The sequence below is a fragment of the Streptomyces sp. NPDC043896 genome (assembly GCF_056435605.1).
In genome coordinates, this window is record NZ_JBWKEE010000007.1 from 101,913 (window position 1) to 119,673 (window position 17,761).

Annotated in this window: 14 protein-coding genes; 1 reads left to right on the forward strand and 13 read right to left on the reverse strand. The window is 71.2% G+C overall.

All coding sequences use genetic code 11. The features are described 5' to 3' along the window. Positions 1-7 precede the first annotated feature (7 nt). Positions 8-3,160, forward strand: a complete 3,153-nt coding sequence (gene ileS / locus AC069X_RS12310) for an isoleucine--tRNA ligase (protein WP_478727772.1) — start codon at positions 8-10, stop codon at positions 3,158-3,160. A gap of 173 nt (positions 3,161-3,333) precedes the next feature. On the opposite strand, the gene AC069X_RS12315 is transcribed toward ileS, so the two are convergent. From AC069X_RS12315 to AC069X_RS12375, 13 genes are all read right to left on the reverse strand, one after another. Continuing rightward, positions 3,334-4,542, reverse strand: coding sequence for a DivIVA domain-containing protein (locus AC069X_RS12315; protein WP_478727774.1), 1,209 nt, complete (start codon positions 4,540-4,542; stop codon positions 3,334-3,336). 82 nt (positions 4,543-4,624) lie between these two features. Continuing rightward, entirely contained in the window at positions 4,625-4,921 is a 297-nt protein-coding gene (locus AC069X_RS12320; protein WP_030155988.1) for a YggT family protein, read from the reverse strand. 60 nt (positions 4,922-4,981) lie between these two features. Further along, the gene (locus AC069X_RS12325; protein WP_478727775.1) at positions 4,982-5,599 is read right to left on the reverse strand and encodes a cell division protein SepF; all 618 of its coding nucleotides are present in this window, start codon (positions 5,597-5,599) and stop codon (positions 4,982-4,984) included. A 169-nt stretch (positions 5,600-5,768) separates the two neighbouring features. Beyond that, on the reverse strand, positions 5,769-6,488 hold the full coding sequence (locus tag AC069X_RS12330; RefSeq protein ID WP_478727777.1) for a YggS family pyridoxal phosphate-dependent enzyme: 720 nt from the start codon (positions 6,486-6,488) through the stop codon (positions 5,769-5,771). A gap of 3 nt (positions 6,489-6,491) precedes the next feature. Continuing rightward, positions 6,492-7,223 (reverse strand): peptidoglycan editing factor PgeF, encoded by a 732-nt coding sequence (pgeF, locus tag AC069X_RS12335; protein WP_478727779.1) that lies wholly within the window; start codon positions 7,221-7,223, stop codon positions 6,492-6,494. Continuing rightward, a complete protein-coding gene (gene ftsZ, locus AC069X_RS12340) occupies positions 7,220-8,422 on the reverse strand; it encodes a cell division protein FtsZ (protein ID WP_267035330.1) in 1,203 nt (400 codons plus the stop codon). Before ftsZ ends, pgeF begins: the two co-directional genes overlap by 4 nt. Positions 8,423-8,702: 280 nt before the next feature. Further along, positions 8,703-9,569, reverse strand: coding sequence for a cell division protein FtsQ/DivIB (locus tag AC069X_RS12345; protein ID WP_478727781.1), 867 nt, complete (start codon positions 9,567-9,569; stop codon positions 8,703-8,705). A gap of 23 nt (positions 9,570-9,592) precedes the next feature. Next, complete coding sequence (gene murG, locus AC069X_RS12350) at positions 9,593-10,684, reverse strand: undecaprenyldiphospho-muramoylpentapeptide beta-N-acetylglucosaminyltransferase (protein WP_478727783.1); 1,092 nt, start codon at positions 10,682-10,684, stop codon at positions 9,593-9,595. A gap of 6 nt (positions 10,685-10,690) precedes the next feature. Beyond that, positions 10,691-12,052: a putative lipid II flippase FtsW gene (gene ftsW, locus AC069X_RS12355; protein ID WP_478727785.1), complete on the reverse strand. Its 1,362-nt coding sequence runs from the start codon at positions 12,050-12,052 to the stop codon at positions 10,691-10,693. A 70-nt stretch (positions 12,053-12,122) separates the two neighbouring features. Then, positions 12,123-13,583 carry a UDP-N-acetylmuramoyl-L-alanine--D-glutamate ligase gene (murD, locus tag AC069X_RS12360; protein ID WP_478727787.1) on the reverse strand — a complete coding sequence of 487 codons (1,461 nt, stop codon included), beginning with the start codon at positions 13,581-13,583 and terminating at the stop codon, positions 12,123-12,125. After that, complete coding sequence (gene mraY, locus AC069X_RS12365) at positions 13,565-14,635, reverse strand: phospho-N-acetylmuramoyl-pentapeptide-transferase (RefSeq protein WP_478727789.1); 1,071 nt, start codon at positions 14,633-14,635, stop codon at positions 13,565-13,567. The genes murD and mraY overlap by 19 nt, the downstream gene beginning before the upstream one ends. Continuing rightward, entirely contained in the window at positions 14,632-16,056 is a 1,425-nt protein-coding gene (locus AC069X_RS12370) for a UDP-N-acetylmuramoyl-tripeptide--D-alanyl-D-alanine ligase (RefSeq protein ID WP_478727791.1), read from the reverse strand. Before AC069X_RS12370 ends, mraY begins: the two co-directional genes overlap by 4 nt. Next, on the reverse strand, positions 16,053-17,747 hold the full coding sequence (locus AC069X_RS12375; RefSeq protein WP_478727793.1) for a UDP-N-acetylmuramoyl-L-alanyl-D-glutamate--2,6-diaminopimelate ligase: 1,695 nt from the start codon (positions 17,745-17,747) through the stop codon (positions 16,053-16,055). The genes AC069X_RS12370 and AC069X_RS12375 overlap by 4 nt, the downstream gene beginning before the upstream one ends. Positions 17,748-17,761 lie beyond the last annotated feature (14 nt).

The following is a 17,761-nucleotide window of genomic DNA, read 5'->3' on the forward strand; positions in this document are numbered from 1 at the left end:
CAGCCTCATGACCACACCGCCGCAGTACCGCCCGGTACCCGCCCAGGTCGACCTGCCCGCCCTCGAGCACGCCGTCCTCGACTTCTGGCGCGAGAGCAAGACCTTCGCCAAGACGCTGGAGCAGTCCGAGGGCCGCCCCGAGTGGGTCTTCTACGAGGGCCCGCCCACCGCGAACGGCATGCCCGGCGCGCACCACATCGAGGCCCGCGTCTTCAAGGACGTCTTCCCCCGCTTCCGCACCATGCGCGGCTACCACGTGGCCCGCAAGGCCGGCTGGGACTGCCACGGCCTGCCCGTCGAGCTGGCCGTCGAGAAGGAACTCGGCTTCAACGGCAAGCAGGACATCGAGGCGTACGGCATCGCCGAGTTCAACGCCAAGTGCCGCGAGTCCGTGACCCGCCACACCGACGCGTTCACCGAGCTCACGACCCGCATGGGCTACTGGGTCGACCTGGACGACGCGTACCGGACCATGGACCCGGAGTACGTCGAGTCCGTCTGGTGGTCGCTGAAGGAGATCTTCAACAAGGGCCTGCTGGTCCAGGACCACCGCGTGGCCCCCTGGTGCCCGCGCTGCGGTACCGGCCTGTCCGACCACGAGCTGGCCCAGGGCTACGAGACGGTCGTCGACCCCTCCGTCTACGTCCGCTTCCCGCTGACCTCCGGCCCGCTCGCCGGCGAGGCGGCGCTGGTCGTGTGGACCACCACTCCCTGGACCCTGGTCTCGAACACCGCCGTCGCGGCGCACCCGGAGGTCACGTACGTCGTGGCCACCAACGGCGAGGAGAAGCTCGTCGTCGCCCAGCCGCTGCTGGAGAAGGCGCTCGGCGAGGGCTGGGAGGCCACCGGCCAGAGCTTCACGGGCAAGGAGATGGAGCGCTGGACGTACGAGCGCCCCTTCGCGCTCGTGGAGTTCCCGGAGCCCGAGGCCGCCCACTACGTGGTCAACGCCGAGTACGTCACCACCGAGGACGGCACCGGTCTCGTCCACCAGGCCCCGGCCTTCGGCGCCGACGACCTCGCGGTCTGCCGCGCGTACGGCATGCCGGTCGTGAACCCGGTCCGCGCCGACGGCACCTTCGAGGAGGAGGTCCCGCTCGTCGGCGGCGTCTTCTTCAAGAAGGCCGACGAGAAGCTGACCGCCGACCTCGACGCGCGCGGCCTGCTCTTCAAGCACATCGCCTACGAGCACAGCTACCCGCACTGCTGGCGCTGCCACACGGCGCTGCTCTACTACGCGCAGCCGTCCTGGTACATCCGCACCACCGCCGTCAAGGACGCGATGCTGCGGGAGAACGAGAAGACCAACTGGTTCCCCGAGTCGGTCAAGCAGGGCCGCTTCGGCGACTGGCTCAACAACAACATCGACTGGGCGCTCTCCCGCAACCGCTACTGGGGCACCCCGCTGCCGATCTGGCGCTGCGAGGACGACCACCTGACCTGCGTCGGCTCCCGCGCCGAGCTGTCGGAGCTGTCCGGCCAGGACCACTCGTCCCTGGACCCGCACCGCCCGTACATCGACGACGTCACCTTCCCCTGCACGGCGGAGGGCTGCGCGCACACCGCGGTCCGCGTGCCCGAGGTCATCGACGCCTGGTACGACTCGGGTTCGATGCCGTTCGCGCAGTGGGGCTACCCGTACAAGAACAAGGAGATCTTCGAGAAGCGCTACCCGGCGCAGTTCATCTCGGAGGCCATCGACCAGACGCGCGGGTGGTTCTACACCCTCATGGCGGTCGGCACCCTCGTCTTCGACAAGTCCTCGTACGAGAACGTGGTCTGCCTGGGCCACATCCTCGCCGAGGACGGCCGCAAGATGTCCAAGCACCTGGGCAACATCCTCCAGCCGATCCCGCTCATGGACCAGCACGGCGCGGACGCGGTGCGCTGGTTCATGGCGGCCGGCGGCTCCCCGTGGGCGGCGCGGCGCGTCGGCCACGGCACGATCCAGGAGGTCGTCCGCAAGACGCTCCTCACGTACTGGAACACGGTCGCCTTCCAGGCCCTGTACGCCCGTACGTCGAACTGGGCGCCGTCCGCCGCCGACCCGGCGCCGGCCGACCGCACGGTCCTGGACCGCTGGCTGCTCTCCGAGCTCCACACCCTCGTCTCCGAGGTCACGGAGGCCATGGAGGCCTACGACACCCAGCGCGCGGGCAAGCTCCTCTCCGCGTTCGTGGACGACCTGTCGAACTGGTACGTGCGCCGCTCGCGCCGCCGGTTCTGGCAGGGCGACGCGGCCGCGCTGCGGACGCTGCACGACGTGGTGGAGACGGTGACCCGGCTCATGGCCCCGCTCACGCCCTTCATCACGGAGCGGGTCTGGCAGGACATGGTCGTCCCGGTCGCCCCGGACGCCCCGGAGTCGGTGCACCTGTCCACCTGGCCGGTGGCCGACGCCTCGGCGATCGACCCGGCCCTGTCGCAGCAGATGCTGCTGGTGCGCCGCCTGGTCGAGCTGGGCCGGGCGACCCGTGCCGAGTCCGGGGTCAAGACCCGCCAGCCGCTGTCGCGCGCGCTGGTCGGTGCGGTGGGCTTCGACGCCCTCTCCCCGGAGCTCCAGGCGCAGATCACGGAGGAGCTGAACGTCTCCTCCCTGGCCTCCCTGTCCGAGGTCGGCGGCTCGCTGGTGGACACCACGGCCAAGGCGAACTTCCGGGCGCTGGGCAAGCGCTTCGGCAAGGGCGTGCAGGACGTCGCGAAGGCCGTGGCCGCCGCGGACGCGGCGGCGCTGTCGCTGGCGCTGCGCTCCGGTTCGGCGACGATCACGCTGAACGGTGAGGAGATCTCCCTCTCCCCGGAGGAGGTCATCATCACGGAGACCCCGCGCGAGGGCTGGTCGGTGGCGTCGGACTCGGGTGCGACGGTCGCCCTCGACCTGGAGATCACCCCGGAGCTGCGGCTGGCGGGCCTGGCGCGTGACGCGATCCGCCTGATCCAGGAGGCCCGGAAGAACTCCGGTCTCGACGTGGCGGACCGCATCGCCCTGCGGTGGTCCTCCGCGGACCCGGAGGTCGTGACGGCCCTCACGGATCACGCGGCGCTGATCTCGGACGAGGTCCTGGCGACGGACTTCGCGGCGGGTGAGGCCGATGCCGCGTACGGCGACCCGTTCACGGACGAGTCCCTGTCCCTGACGTTCCGCCTCCGCAAGGCGTAACGCCTCCCGGCCCGTGGCCCGGCCCACCCCTCCGGGGGCGGTGCCGGGCCACAGCCGTCTCCGCCCCCGGCCCGCCCGCCCCCGGACACGCGAAACGGGCCGGGCCCGGTATCCCCCTTGGGGGTACCGGGCCCGGCCCGTGAAGCGACTGCCGACAGACGCGGCGGCGACGCCTAGTTGTCGTCCTCGTCGATCAGGAAGCCCCGCATCGGAGACGGCGCCTGCATCGGCTGCGGCGCGGCCGGCCGCACCGGAGCCATCGGCTGGGTCATCGCCGGGGACATCTGCTGCTGACCGCCGTAGGACGGACCGCCCGCCATCGGCGAGGGGGCGCCCATCGGCGACGGGCCCCCGCCCATCGAGTGCCCCATCGCACCGGCCGGAGCCATCGACGGGGACGGCGACGGCGGCAGGGCCGGGCCGGCCGGGGTGCGCGGCGGCGCGAGGGAGTCGTCGGCCTGGGTCTCCAGCTGGCGCAGCTGCGACTCCAGGTAGGACTTCAGACGCGTACGGTACTCACGCTCGAAGCCCCGCAGGTCCTCGACCTTCCGCTCCAGCGTGGCGCGGGCGGACTCCAGGGAGCCCATCGCGACGCGGTGCTTCTCCTGGGCGTCCCGCTCCAGCGCGTCGGCCTTGGCGCGGGCGTCCCGCTCCAGGCCCTCGGCGCGGCTGCGCGCCTCGCCGACGATCTTGTTGGCCTCGGAGCGGGCCTCCGCGATCGCCTGGTCGGCGGTCTGCTGCGCGAGCGACAGGACGCGGGCGGCGCTGTCGCCACCGGGGCCCTGCTGCGGGAGCTGCGGCTGCCCCATGGGCTGCATCTGCTGGCCCATCGGCTGCATCTGCTGCCCCATGGGCTGCATCTGCTGCGGCATGGGCTGGCCCAGCTGGTTCTGGCCGCCCATGGACTGCTGCTGCATCTGCTGCGGCATGGGCGGCTGGCCCATCTGCGGCTGCTGCGGCGCCATCGGGTGCTGGCCGCCCATGGACTGCTGCTGCATGGGGCCGCCCATCGGGCCGGGACCCTGCGGGCCGTGTCCGCCGGGACCGGCCGGCAGCTGCGGCTGACCGCCCGGGAGCTGCGGCGGGCCCATCTGGGGCTGCTGCTGCTGCGGCGGGCCGGATATGGCCGCCGGCACGGGGGCGCCCGGGCCGCGCTGGTCCTGGGGCTCCGGCTTGCGCATGTTCTGCTGCTGCTGGTTCTGCGCGGCGGCACGCGTGGCGGCGGCCAGCTTCGCTCGCAGGTCCTCGTTCTCGCGCAGCAGACGCGTCAGCTCGGCTTCGACCTCGTCGAGGAAGGCGTCGACCTCGTCCTCGTCATAGCCTTCTCGCAGGCGGACGGTCGTGAACTGCTTGTTCCGCACGTCCTCGGGAGTCAGCGGCATGTCTTCTTCACCTCTACGTAGTCGTCGGCAGTCGGCAGGACCGTATCGGGACTGTCCCCGCGCCTGCGGGGAAGCTCATCGTTCACACGCTTCTCGCAGCGGTGCTCACGAAACTGATGAGGATGTAAACGATGATCATCAGAACGAAGAAGGACAGGTCGAGTGCCACGCCCCCGAGACGCAACGGCGGGATGAAGCGCCGAAGAAGCTTGAGTGGTGGATCGGTGACAGTGTAGGTGGCCTCCAGAACGACCACCATCGCCTTGCCGGGTGTCCACGAACGTGCGAACTGGAACACGTAGTCCATGACCAGTCGGAAGATCAGCACGATGAGGAAGCACATCAGCGCGATGTAGACCACCTGCAGTGCGACGCCCATCCCGTGCTTCCCTCTCCCCTGCTTCCGCTCTGTTCCCGGTCCCGTTTCTGACGGATCGGTCTAGCTTTGGTTGAAGAACCCGCCCTCCGCGATGCGGGCCTTGTCCTCCGCCGTGACATCGACGTTAGCAGGAGACAGCAGGAACACCTTCTGTGTCACGCGTTCAATACTGCCGTGCAGACCGAAGACAAGACCGGCGGCGAAGTCCACGAGACGCTTCGCGTCCGTGTCGTCCATCTCCGTGAGATTCATGATCACCGGGGTGCCCTCACGGAAGTGTTCCCCGATGGTACGGGCCTCGTTGTAGGTCCGGGGGTGCAGCGTCGTGATGCGGTACGGCTCCCGCTCGGAGACGACCTTGGGCATGATCACGGGGGCGTTCTTCTCCAGGTTGGTGCGGTCAGGTGTGATGGATGCCACGGGGGCAATTCGCGCGGGACGTCCGTTTTCTGACGGAATTGGGAGGGGTTCGCGCGGAGCCGGCGGCTGTACGACTCGTACCGGTTCGTCCGTTACGGGCGTTTGGTGCACCGGCTGCTGTCTACGATCCCGGTCCCGTGCCCGCTCCGGTTCCGGTTCGGGCTCGAACTCGTCATCGGGGTCGTACCCCGGGTTGTCGTACCGGTCGTCCTCCACGAGGCCGAGGTAGACCGCCATCTTGCGCATCGCGCCGGCCATTCTCCGAGTCCTCCGCTCTGTGGTGGATCGCCCTGTCGCAGGTGTCGAGTGTCCGTCAGCAAAGTAGCTGTGTCACCAAAGTCACCAACTGCCCGCGATCCACGTGGTCTGTCCGCTCATCTGCGGAAATGACCATATTTTCTGCTGTGGTCCGACTTTCTTCGCGACGTTACCCGAGGCGGGGTCTCGCGCCGAGTACCGCAGTGCCGACGCGTACATGTGTCGCACCCGCCAGCACGGCCTGCTCCAGGTCGGCGCTCATCCCGGCCGAGACCATCGTGGCAGCCGGATGGGCCGCGCGCAGGCCGGATGACAATTCCATCATCCGCTCGAAGGCGGCCTGTTCGCGTCCCGCGTAGGGACCCGAGAGGGGAGCCACGGTCATGAGACCGTCGATCCGCAGCCCTGGCGCCCCGGCCACGAGGTCCGCCAACTCCGCCATCTGCTCCGGTGCCGCACCGCCCCGGGCCCCGCGCTCGCCCGACTCGGCGTCGAGCGCGATCTGCACGAGGCAGCCGAGCTCCCGCCCGTGACCCTCCGCGGCCGCCGACAGCGCCGTGACGAGCTTCGGCCGGTCGACCGACTGCACCACATGCGCGTATCCCGCCACGGAACGGACTTTGTTCGTCTGCAACTGGCCCACGAAGTGCCAGCTCAGCGGCAGATCCGCGCAGGCGGCCGCCTTGGGGGCGGCGTCCTGGTCACGATTTTCCGCAACATGACGGACACCCAGGTCCGCCAGCAGTCGTACGTCGCTCGCCGGGTAGGTCTTGGTGACCACGATGAGGGTCACCTCCTCCCGCTTCCGGCCCGCCGCGGCGCACGCGGTCGCGATGCGCCCCTCCACCCGCGCGAGGTTCTCGGCGAGCTCGGCCTTACGATCCGTCATTCGTCAGTCCAACCAGACATATCCGGCAAGCCGCCCGGTCACCCGGTCGCGGCGGTACGAGAAGTGGTCCCGCGACTCCAGTGTGCAGACCGGGGAGCGGTGCGCGTGCGCCACCCCCGCCTCGGCCAGCTGCGCGTGCACTCCGGCGACCACGTCGACGGCCGGCGTCCCCCAGCTGGTCTCGGCCCATGCGGCCGGGACCACCTCGGCGACCGCCTCCCGCATGTCGGCCGGCACCTCGTAGCACCGGCCGCAGACGGCCGGTCCGGTACGGGCGACCATGCGCGCGGGGTCGGCGCCGAGGGCGACCATCGCCTCGACGGCGGCGGGCACCACCCCCGCGACCAGCCCGGGCCGCCCGGCGTGGGCGGCACCGGCGATCCCGGCGACGGGGTCGGCCAGCAGTACGGGCGTGCAGTCGGCGGTGAGCACCGCGAGGGCGAGCCCCCGACGGGCGGTCACCACCGCGTCGACCGACGGGATCGGCTCCCCGGCCCCCCAGGGTCCGTCGACCACGGCCACGTCGCGTCCGTGCACCTGGTTCATCCAGACCACCAGGTCCGGGTCGATGCCCAGGCCGCGGGCCGCCGTCGCCCGGTTCGCGCGAACGGCGGCCGGGTCGTCTCCGACCGCGCCGCCGAGATTGAGCTCCTCGTACGGAACGGCGCTCACCCCGCCCCACCGGTCGGTGAAGGCGAAGTGGGCGCCGTTCTCGATGTGCTGCCCCAGTGTCACTTCAAGAAGTCCGGTACATCCAGCTCTTCGGCCGGGCTGTCCTGGTAGGGCCGGGCCGTCGGGACCTGCGGGGCGGGGGCCACGGCCTCGACCGGGATCTCCACCGGAGCCGGGGGCTCCTCGCGGGGGGTGACCGTGCCGAGTCCGCCGAAGGCCGGGCGGACCGGCTCGGGCGCGCGGACCGGCGCGGGGGCCGGCTCCTCGCGCTTGGTGGACGCGGCGCCGATGACGTTGTCCCGTCGGGCCGGGGGCTGTCCGCCGTCGAAGCCGGCCGCGATGACCGTGACGCGCACCTCGTCGCCGAGCGCGTCGTCGATGACGGCGCCGAAGATGATGTTCGCCTCGGGGTGGGCGGCCTCGCTGACCAGCTGCGCGGCCTCGTTGATCTCGAAGAGACCGAGGTCCGAGCCGCCGGAGATGGAGAGCAGCACGCCGCGGGCGCCGTCGATGGACGCCTCCAGCAGCGGCGAGGAGATGGCCATCTCGGCGGCGGCCACCGCGCGGTCGTCGCCGCGGGCCGAGCCGATGCCCATCAGGGCCGAGCCGGCCTCGGACATCACGGACTTCACGTCGGCGAAGTCGAGGTTGATCAGGCCGGGGGTGGTGATGAGGTCGGTGATGCCCTGGACGCCGGAGAGCAGGACCTGGTCGGCCGACTTGAAGGCGTCGAGCACGCTGACCTGGCGGTCCGAGATGGACAGCAGGCGGTCGTTGGGGATGACGATGAGGGTGTCGACCTCTTCGCGGAGCTCGGCGATGCCGTCCTCCGCCTGGTTCGCGCGGCGCCGTCCCTCGAAGGTGAACGGCCGGGTGACCACACCGATCGTCAGGGCGCCGAGCGAGCGCGCGATGTTGGCGACGACGGGTGCGCCGCCGGTGCCGGTGCCGCCGCCCTCGCCGGCGGTGACGAAGACCATGTCGGCCCCCTTGAGGACCTCCTCGATCTCCTCGCGGTGGTCCTCTGCCGCCTTGCGGCCGACGGCCGGGTTGGCTCCGGCGCCGAGGCCCCGGGTGAGTTCACGGCCGACGTCGAGCTTGACGTCGGCGTCGCTCATCAACAGCGCCTGGGCGTCGGTGTTGATGGCGATGAACTCGACGCCCTTGAGACCGACCTCGATCATTCGGTTGATGGCATTGACACCACCGCCGCCGACACCGATGACCTTGATGACTGCGAGGTAGTTCTGCGGTGCTGCCACGTCGAAGGCCTCTCGCCTCGAGTTACGTGTCGCCGCCTCGCGGGCCTGCGTTGCGACGACTGATGCCGAAATGTGGGACGGTCCGTACGCGCCGACCCGAACCCTCACCCTTAAGTTTAGGGTTAGGGGTGTGTCTGTTCCCTGGACTCTTCCGAACAGGACACTAAGTCGACAAGTAGCGCGTGTTCAACGAACACGCCGAACCTCCCGTTTTTCTTTTCACCCTATGTGATCACCCGTATCGGTGGCCAACCAGGGTGCGTCGGTGTTCGACCTGACGTCAACTCCCGGACACCGCAGGCGCCGTGGGAACGCTCACGTCGAAGTGGTCGGCCTTGGGCGCGGCTTTCAGCAGGGCCGTCAGCGCCTTGCCCTTGGCCTCACCCAGTTCGCCGCTCCCCCACACGACCGTACGGCCCTTCGTGAGGTGCAGTACGACCGAATCGTACGACCGGACCGTGACCTGCAGCGTCTCCTTGGAGACGGCTCCGGGGAGGCTTCCGGCGATGCCGACGGCCTCCCGCAGCAGCCGTTCGGTGTCGAAGCGGCGGGCGCTGGGCGAGCCCTCCGCCGCCAGTTCGAGGACCGGAACGTGCGCGGGTGCTTGCCTGACCGTGTCGAATCGCACACCGGAAGCGTCCACTTCGACGAACTCCGCGTCCTTTTTGATGAGCAGGACGGGTTTGCGCTCCGTCACCTTCAGGGCGATGCCGTGCGGCCAGGACCGCGTCACATCGACCGAATCGATGCGGGGCAGCCTGCCCCGCACCCGGGCCGCGATCTCGTCGGTGTCGACGCCCACCAGGGGCGCACCGACGGGCACGGCCGCGGCCGCGAGGACCTGCTCGGGGGTGAGCACCTCGGTGCCGGAGGCCGTGACCTTCTCGACGCGGAGCCAGGAGGAGCCGTAGAGCGCCCAGGTGACGCCGGCGGCGAGGAGCACCGCGGCGGCGAGGGCGAGCAGCAGGGGGAGCCGGCGCGGCAGTGCGCGGCCCGGTCCGCCCGGGCCGGATCTCCCGGGCCGTTTCGGCGACTTGGGCCCCTTGGGCGCTTTGGGTGCTTCGCCGCCCTTGCCGCCCTTGCCTCCCGGGCCCTCCCGGCCGCTCCTGCCGGAAGGGCCGCGCCGCGCCGTCGTCGCTCCGGCCACTCCTGTGCCTCCTGGGTCAGCGGTTACCCGCGTGCGGCCGCGATCGCCTCGTAGACCAGGCCGACGAGCAGGTCGTCGGCGTCCCGGCGGCCGAACTCGGCGGCGGCGCGGGACATCTCGTACAGGCGGTGCGGATCGGACAGCACCGGGAGGACCTGGCCGAGCACCCAGTCGGGCGTCAGTTCCGCGTCGTCCACGAGCAGGCCGCCGCCGGCCTTGACCACCGGCTGGGCGTTGAGCCGCTGTTCGCCGTTGCCGATGGGCAGCGGTACGTAGGCGGCCGGCAGTCCGACGGCGGAGAGTTCGGCGACGGTCATCGCACCCGCGCGGCACAGCATCATGTCGGCGGCGGCGTACGCGAGATCCATCCGGTCCACGTACGGTACCGGCACATACGGCGGCATCCCGGGCATGTTGTCGACACGCGGCAGTTCGTTCTTCGGGCCGACCGCGTGCAGGATCTGGACCCCCGAGCGCTGGAGGGTCGGCGCGACCTGCTGGATCGTCTCGTTGAGGCGGCGGGCGCCCTGGGAGCCGCCGGAGACCAGCAGGGTCGGGAGGTTCGGGTCCAGACCGAAGGCGGCCCGCGCCTCGGGGCGCACGGCGGCCCGGTCGAGGGTGGAGATGGACCGGCGCAGCGGGATGCCGACGTAGCGGGCGCCGCGCAGCTTGCTGTCCGGGGTGGAGACGGCGACGGCGTGCGCGTAGCGGGAGCCGATCTTGTTGGCCAGGCCGGGGCGGGCGTTGGCCTCGTGGACGATGATCGGCACCCCGAGCCGTTTGGCGGCGAGGTAGCCGGGCAGGGCCACGTAGCCGCCGAATCCGACGACCACGTCGGCCTTGGTGCGTACGAGGATCTCCTCGGCGGCCTTGATGGTGCCGCGCAGCCGCCCGGGGACGGTGATCAGCTCCGGGGTGGGCTTGCGCGGCAGCGGTACGGCGGGGATGAGGCCCAGCTCGTAGCCGCGCTCCGGCACGAGACGGGTTTCCAGGCCGCGTTCCGTGCCGAGGGCGGTGATGCCCACGGTCGGGTCCTGCCTGCGCAGTGCGTCCGCGAGGGCCAGCGCCGGCTCGATGTGGCCGGCGGTCCCCCCACCGGCGAGTACGACATGCACCGAAATTCACCGCTCTCCGGACGGACGCCTCTTGACGCGCCGTCTCATCGACTTCCATATCGGCCCGCTCCGCTTCCAGCCGGCTCTCGGCTGTCGCATCGCGAGCGCCGCCCGCGCGGCCGGTTCCTCCCGCGCGAACGCGATGAGCAGTCCGACCGCGAACATGGTCGGCAGCAGGGCCGACCCTCCGTAGGAGAACAGCGGGAGGGGGACGCCGGCGATCGGCAGCAGGCCGAGCACCGCACCGATGTTGATCACGGCCTGGGCCGTGATCCAGGTGGTCACGCCTCCCGCGGCATACCGTACGAAGGAGTCCTCCGTGCGTCCGGCCACGCGGATACCCGCATAGCCTAGAGCCGCGAAGAGGGCGAGCACCGACAGCGTCCCCGCCAGACCCAGTTCCTCACCGGTGATGGCAAAGATGAAGTCGGTGTGGGCTTCGGGGAGTTGCCCCCATTTCTCCACGCTCGCCCCGAGACCGGATCCGAACCATCCGCCGGACGCGAGGGCGTAGATCCCGTGTACGGCCTGCCAGCAGAGGTCGTTCTTGCCCGGTTCCGTCGCCCCGAGGCAGGCGAGCCGGTCCATGCGGTGCGGGCTGGTCTTGATGAGCAGTGCGACGATCACACCCGCGAAGGCGAGCACGCCCACGAACAGCCGCGTCGGCGCCCCGGCGAGCCACAACAGGCCGAAGAGGACGGCTCCGAGGATCATCGCGGTGCCCATGTCACCGCCGAGCATGATCAGCCCGAGCAGCAGGAAGGCGACCGGCACCAGCGGCACCAGGAGGTGCTTCCACTGGGTCAGGAGTCCCTTGTCGCCCTTGCGGGCCAGCAGGTCGGCGCCCCAGAGGATGAGCGCGAGCTTGCCGAACTCGCTGGGCTGGAGCATGAACGGGCCGCCCAGGGAGATCCAGTTCTGGTTGCCGTTGATCGAGACCCCTATCCCGGGGATCTGGACCAGGACCATGAGGAACAGGGTTCCCGCGAGCACCGGATAGGACAGCGCGCGGTGGAGCTTGACCGGCATCCGGGAGGCGGCGAAGAGCAGGACCCCGCCGATCAGGGCGGCCAGGAACTGCTTCTTGAAGAAGTAGGCGTCCCCCAGGCCCAGCTGGAGCGCCTTGATCATGGAGGCCGAGTAGACCATCACCAGCCCGAGCACGGTGATGAGCAACGAGCTGCCGAAAATCAGGTAATACGCCGTGAGCGGGCGGTCCCAGGCCTTGCTCAACTGCCGCTGCGTGCGCCGGATCCCGGCGAGCGGCCCGCGTCCGGCGGGCCGCTTGGCACCGCCCGCCGGACGTTTGCGGCCCTGCGCCTTGACGGCGGCGGGCCGCCGCCCCGGCAGCATCTGCTTGGCCGGCATCTGTCCTCTTCCCCTCCACTCGTACGGAGCGAGCAGCCGGCCGGAGGGAACCTGTCCCGGCGCCCCCGGCCTAGGCCGTGTCCGCCGCACTCCCGGAGGCCAGTTCGCGCACCGCGTCGGCGAACGCGTCCCCACGCTTGTTGTAGTTCGCAAACATGTCCATCGACGCGCACGCGGGCGCCAGCAGGACCGTGTCCCCGGGCTCCGCGAGCCGGGCCGCTTCCCGGACGGCTGCGAGCATCGCCCCAGTGTCGGTCCGTTCGAGGTCGGTCACCGGGACATCAGGCGCGTGTCGCGCCAGCGCCTCGGCGATCAGCGCCCGGTCGGCGCCGATGAGCACCGCCGCGCGCAGCCGCTTCGCGGACTTCTGGACGAGCTCGTCGAAGGTCGCGCCCTTGGCGAGGCCGCCGGCGATCCAGACGACCGGCTCGAAGGCCGCCAGGGAGGCCTCCGCCGCGTGGGTGTTGGTGGCCTTGGAGTCGTCGACGTAGCGGACACCGTCGACCTCGTCCACGTACGCCACGCGGTGCGCGTCGGGGCGGAAGTCGCGCAGCCCGTCGCGCACGGCGCGCGGCTCCACGCCGAAGGCGCGCGCGAGGGCGGCCGCGGCGAGGGCGTTGGCGATGTTGTGCGGGGCGGGCGGGTTGACGTCGTCGACGTGCGCCAGCTCCTGGGCGTTCTTCTGCCGGTTCTGCACGAAGGCCCGGTCCACGAGGATCCCGTCGACCACACCCAGCATGGAGGGGCCGGGGGCGCCGAGGGTGAAGCCGATGGCCCGGCAGCCCTCCTCGACGTCGGCCTCCTCGACCAGCCGCTCGGTGGCCGGGTCGGCGACGTTGTAGACGCAGGCGACGGTGTTGCCCTCGTAGATGCGGCCCTTGTCGGCGGCGTACGCCTCCATGGAGCCGTGCCAGTCGAGGTGGTCCGGGGCCAGGTTGAGGACGGCCGCCGAGTGGGCGCGTACCGAGGGCGCCCAGTGCAGCTGGTAGCTGGACAGCTCGACGGCGAGGACGTCGTACTGCTCCTCGCCGGTCACCACGTCGACGATGGGGGTGCCGATGTTGCCGACGGCGGCGGTCTTCAGACCGGCCGCCCTCAGGATCGAGGCCAGCATCTGGGTGGTGGTCGTCTTGCCGTTGGTGCCGGTGATGGCCAGCCAGGGTGCGGCGTTCTCGCCGCGCAGCTGCCAGGCGATCTCGACGTCGCCGACGACGTCCACGCCCGCCTCGGCGGCCGCCAGGAAGAGCGGGCTGTCGGGCTTCCAGCCCGGCGAGGTCACCACGAGGTCGGTGCCCTCGGGCAGTACCTCGCCGGCTCCCTCGCCGCCCTCCAGGCGGCCGAGGCGGACCTCGATGCCCAGCTCCGCGAGCTCGGCGGCCCGCGCACGGTGCGCGTCCCCGTCCCCGTTGTCGACGACCGTCACAACGGCGCCGAGGCCGGCCAGGGCGCGGGCGGCACTGATGCCGCTCACGCCGAGACCGGCGACGGTGATGTTCCTGTCCTGCCAGGAGGTCACTTGTCCGCTGCCCATCCCGCGTAGAAGAGGCCGAGACCCACGATCACGCACATGCCCTGGATGATCCAGAAGCGGACCACGACAAGGACTTCCGACCAGCCCTTGAGTTCGAAGTGGTGCTGGAGCGGGGCCATTCGGAAGACTCGCTTGCCGGTCAGCTTGAAGGAGCCGACCTGGATGACGACCGACATCGTGATGAGCACGAAGAGGCCGCCGAGGAGAGCCATCAGGAACTCCGTGCGGGAGCAGATGGCGAGACCCGCGAGCGCGCCGCCGAGCGCGAGCGAACCGGTGTCGCCCATGAAGATCTTGGCGGGCGAGGTGTTCCACCACAGGAAGCCGAAGCAGGCACCCATCAGGGCGGAGGCGACGACCGCGAGGTCCAGTGGGTCCCGGACCTCGAAGCAGGCGTTCGGGTTGGTCAGGGTCACCGCGTTGGCGCAGGACTCCTGGTGCTGCCAGACGCCGATGAAGGTGTAGGCGCCGAAGACCATCACGGCGGCGCCGGTGGCCAGGCCGTCCAGACCGTCGGTCAGGTTCACGCCGTTGGACATGGCCAGGATCATGAACAGGGCCCAGACCACGAACAGCACCGGGCCGATGGACCAGCCGAAGTCCGTGACGAACGACAGCCTGGTCGAGGCCGGGGTCAGGTCGCGCGAGTCCTTGAACTGGAGCGCGAGGACCGCGAAGGCGATGCCGACGATCAGCTGGCCGGCCATCTTGGCCTTGGCCCGCAGACCGAGCGAGCGCCGCTTGACGATCTTGATGTAGTCGTCGAGGTAGCCGACGAGGCCCATGCCGGCCATCAGGAACAGCACCAGCAGGCCCGAGAAGGAGGGCTCCTCGCCCGTGATGACCTTCGTCAGGGCGTACGCGATGAGCGTGGCCAGGATGAAGGAGATGCCGCCCATGGTGGGCGTGCCCTTCTTCCCGAGGTGGCCGCGCGGGCCGTCGTCGCGGATGAACTGGCCGTAGCCCTTGCGGGCCAGCAGCTTGATCAGCAGCGGGGTGCCGATGACGGTGAGGAACATGCCGATGACACCGGCGAACAGGATCTGCCTCATCGGCCGGCGACCTCGCCCTCGCCCTCGAGCAGCGCCAGCGCCACCCGCTCCAGACCGACCGACCTGGAAGCCTTCACCAGCACGACGTCCCCCGGGCGCAGTTCACTGCGCAACAGGTCGACCGCCGCCTGCGCGTCGGACACGAGCACCGACTCCTCACCCCACGAACCCTCGTTATATGCGCCCAGTTGCAGCCAGGACGCTTCCCTGCCCCCGACTGCCACGAGCCTGCTCACGTTGAGCCGGACGGCAAGCCGCCCCACCGCGTCGTGCTCGGCCAGCGATTCGTCGCCGAGCTCGGCCATCGGGCCGAGCACCGCCCACGTACGTCCCCCGTCCGCCTTGCCGGCCTCACCCATCGCGACAAGTGCGCGCAGGGCGGCCCGCATGGACTCCGGGTTCGCGTTGTAGGCGTCGTTGACGATCGTCACGCCGTCCTCGCGCTCGGTGACCTCCATCCGCCACCGGGACAGCGTGCCCGCCCCGGAGAGCGCTGTGGCGATCTCCTCGACCGGCATGCCCAGGACATGGGCGACGGCGGCCGCGGCGAGCGCGTTCGACACGTGGTGCTCACCGTACAGCCGCAAGGTCACATCGCTGCACCCGGTCGGTGTGTGGAGTGTGAAGGAGGGCTGTCCCGCGGGCGTCATCCGGACCTCGGTGGCGCGTACGTCGGCGTCCTCGGCCTCGCCGAAGAGGACCGTACGGGCCTTCGTGCGGGCGGACATGGCGCGCACCAGCAGGTCGTCGGCGTTGAGTACGGCGACGCCGCCCTCGGCCTCGGACGGCAGGGCCTCGACCAGCTCCCCCTTGGCCTGGGCGATGGCCTCGCGGCCGCCGAACTCGCCGATGTGGGCGGTCCCGACGTTCAGGACGAGGCCGATGCGCGGCGGGGTCAGACCGGTCAGGTAGGCGATGTGGCCGATGCCGCGCGCGCCCATCTCCAGGACCAGGTGGCGGGTGTCCTCGGTGGCCTTCAGGGCCGTGAGCGGCAGGCCGATCTCGTTGTTGAGGGAGCCGGGCGTCCACACGGTGGGCGCGTGGTGCTGGAGCACCTGGGCGATGAGGTCCTTGGTGGAGGTCTTGCCGGCGGAGCCGGTCAGGGCCACCACGTCGGTGCCGAGACGTTCGACGACGGTGCGGGCGAGGGCGCCCAGCGCCTTCTCCACGTCGGGGACCACGATCGCCGGGACGCCGACGGGCCGGGCCGCGAGGACGGCGGCCGCGCCGGCGGCGACGGCGCGCTCGGCGTAGTCGTGGCCGTCGACGTGCTCGCCCTCGAAGGCGGCGAAGAGGCTGCCGGGCTCCACCTGGCGGGAGTCGATGACGACGGGTCCGCCGATCCGCACCGACGGATCCGGTATGTCGTGGGGCCGCCCGCCGGTGATGTCGGCGATCTCGGCGAGGGAAAGGGCGATCACTGGTCCACCTCGGCCTGTCGGGCGCTGAGCTGCTGGTTCTCGATGGCCGCGCGGAGCACGGCGCGGTCGTCGAAGGGGCGTACGACGCCCGCGGTGTCCTGGCCCTGCTCGTGGCCCTTGCCGGCGACGAGCACGGTGTCGCCGGCCTCGGCGCGCGCCACGGCGGCGGCGATGGCGGCCGCCCGGTCGGCGTCGACGAGGACGGTGCCCCGCTCCTCGGCGGGCACGGACACGGCGCCCTCGAACATCGCGGCGAGGATCTTCAGCGGGTCCTCGGAGCGCGGGTTGTCGGAGGTCAGGACGGCGGTGTCGGCGAACCGGGCCGCCGCGGCGCCCATCGGGCCGCGCTTGGTGGTGTCGCGGTCGCCGCCGCAGCCGAGGACGATGTGCAGCTTGCCGGTGGTGACCTCGCGCAGGGCGCGCAGCACCGACTCGACGGCGTCCGTCTTGTGGGCGTAGTCGACGACGGCCAGGTACGGCTGGCCCGCGTCCACCCGCTCCAGGCGTCCGGGGACGCCGGGGACCGCGGCGACGCCGTCGGCGGCGGCCTGCGGGTCGAGTCCGGCGGTGGCGAGCGTGACGATCGCGGCGACGGTGTTGGCGACGTTGAACGGGCCGGGCAGCGGGGCCTTGGCCCGTACGCGCTGCCCCTCGGGCCCGAGCAGGGTCAGGGTGGAGTCCATGTGGCCGCTGACCACGTCCTCGGCGCGCCAGTCGGCGGCCGGGTCGCCGGTGGCGGAGAAGGTGACGACCGGGATCGGCGCCTCCTTGGCGAGGCGGCGGCCGTACTCGTCGTCGACGTTGACCACGCCGACGCGGGCCCGGCGCTCGGTGAAGAGCTGGGCCTTGGCCTGGAAGTAGTCCTCCATGCCGGTGTGGAACTCCATGTGTTCCGGGCTCAGGTTGTTGAAGACGGCGACGTCGAAGACGCAGCCGTCGACCCGGCCCAGGACCAGGGCGTGGCTGGAGACCTCCATGGCCACGGCCTCGACGCCGCGTTCGCGCATGACGGCGAACAGGGCCTGGAGGTCGGTGGCCTCGGGGGTGGTCCGCTCGGACTTGATGCGCTCGTCGCCGATGCGCATCTCGACGGTGCCGACGAGTCCGGTGGTACGTCCGGCCGCGCGCAGCCCGCCTTCGACGAGGTACGCGGTGGTGGTCTTGCCGGAGGTGCCGGTGATGCCGAGCTGGAGCAGGGCCTCTCCGGGCCGGCCGTAGATCTCGGCGGCGACCTCGCCCATCCGGGCGCGCACGTCGGCGACGGCGAGGACCGGCAGACCGGTGGCGGCGGCGCGCTCGGCGCCCTCCGGGTCGGTCAGCACGGCGGCGGCACCGAGGGCGGCCGCCTGGGCGGCGAAGTCCGCACCGTGCAGGCGGGCGCCGGGCAGGGCCGCGTACAGGTCTCCGGGGCGTACCGCACGGGAGTCGTGCGTGATGCCGGTGATCTGAGCGGCGCCGGACTCGGGCAGACCCAGCAGGGTGGCCAGCTCGCCCAGCGGGATCGGGCGGGCGGACACGGGCCGGGGCGCTCCCGGCGGCGCTGCCGGGGCGTCTTTCTGGGCGATTCTGGGCTGATCAGCGTGGGGCACGGCGGTGAGCGTACCGGGCGGGGCGGGCCGCTCGCGAAGCGAGGGGCCCGGCTGGGCTCCGTCGGCCGTCTGGTTCCCCGGTTCCGGGGTGATCGTTGTCACTGGTCGTGCCTCAC

Bases quoted from the DNA above. Each gene is read 5' to 3' on its own strand.
- ileS (WP_478727772.1), top strand. From the start codon at position 8: ATGACCACACCGCCGCAGTACCGCCCGGTACCCGCCCAGGTCGACCTG.
- AC069X_RS12315 (WP_478727774.1), bottom strand. From the start codon at position 4,542: ATGCCGCTGACTCCCGAGGACGTGCGGAACAAGCAGTTCACGACCGTC.
- AC069X_RS12320 (WP_030155988.1), bottom strand. From the start codon at position 4,921: ATGGGCGTCGCACTGCAGGTGGTCTACATCGCGCTGATGTGCTTCCTC.
- AC069X_RS12325 (WP_478727775.1), bottom strand. From the start codon at position 5,599: ATGGCCGGCGCGATGCGCAAGATGGCGGTCTACCTCGGCCTCGTGGAG.
- AC069X_RS12330 (WP_478727777.1), bottom strand. From the start codon at position 6,488: ATGACGGATCGTAAGGCCGAGCTCGCCGAGAACCTCGCGCGGGTGGAG.
- ftsW (WP_478727785.1), bottom strand. From the start codon at position 12,052: ATGCCGGCCAAGCAGATGCTGCCGGGGCGGCGGCCCGCCGCCGTCAAG.
- murD (WP_478727787.1), bottom strand. From the start codon at position 13,583: ATGGGCAGCGGACAAGTGACCTCCTGGCAGGACAGGAACATCACCGTC.
- mraY (WP_478727789.1), bottom strand. From the start codon at position 14,635: ATGAGGCAGATCCTGTTCGCCGGTGTCATCGGCATGTTCCTCACCGTC.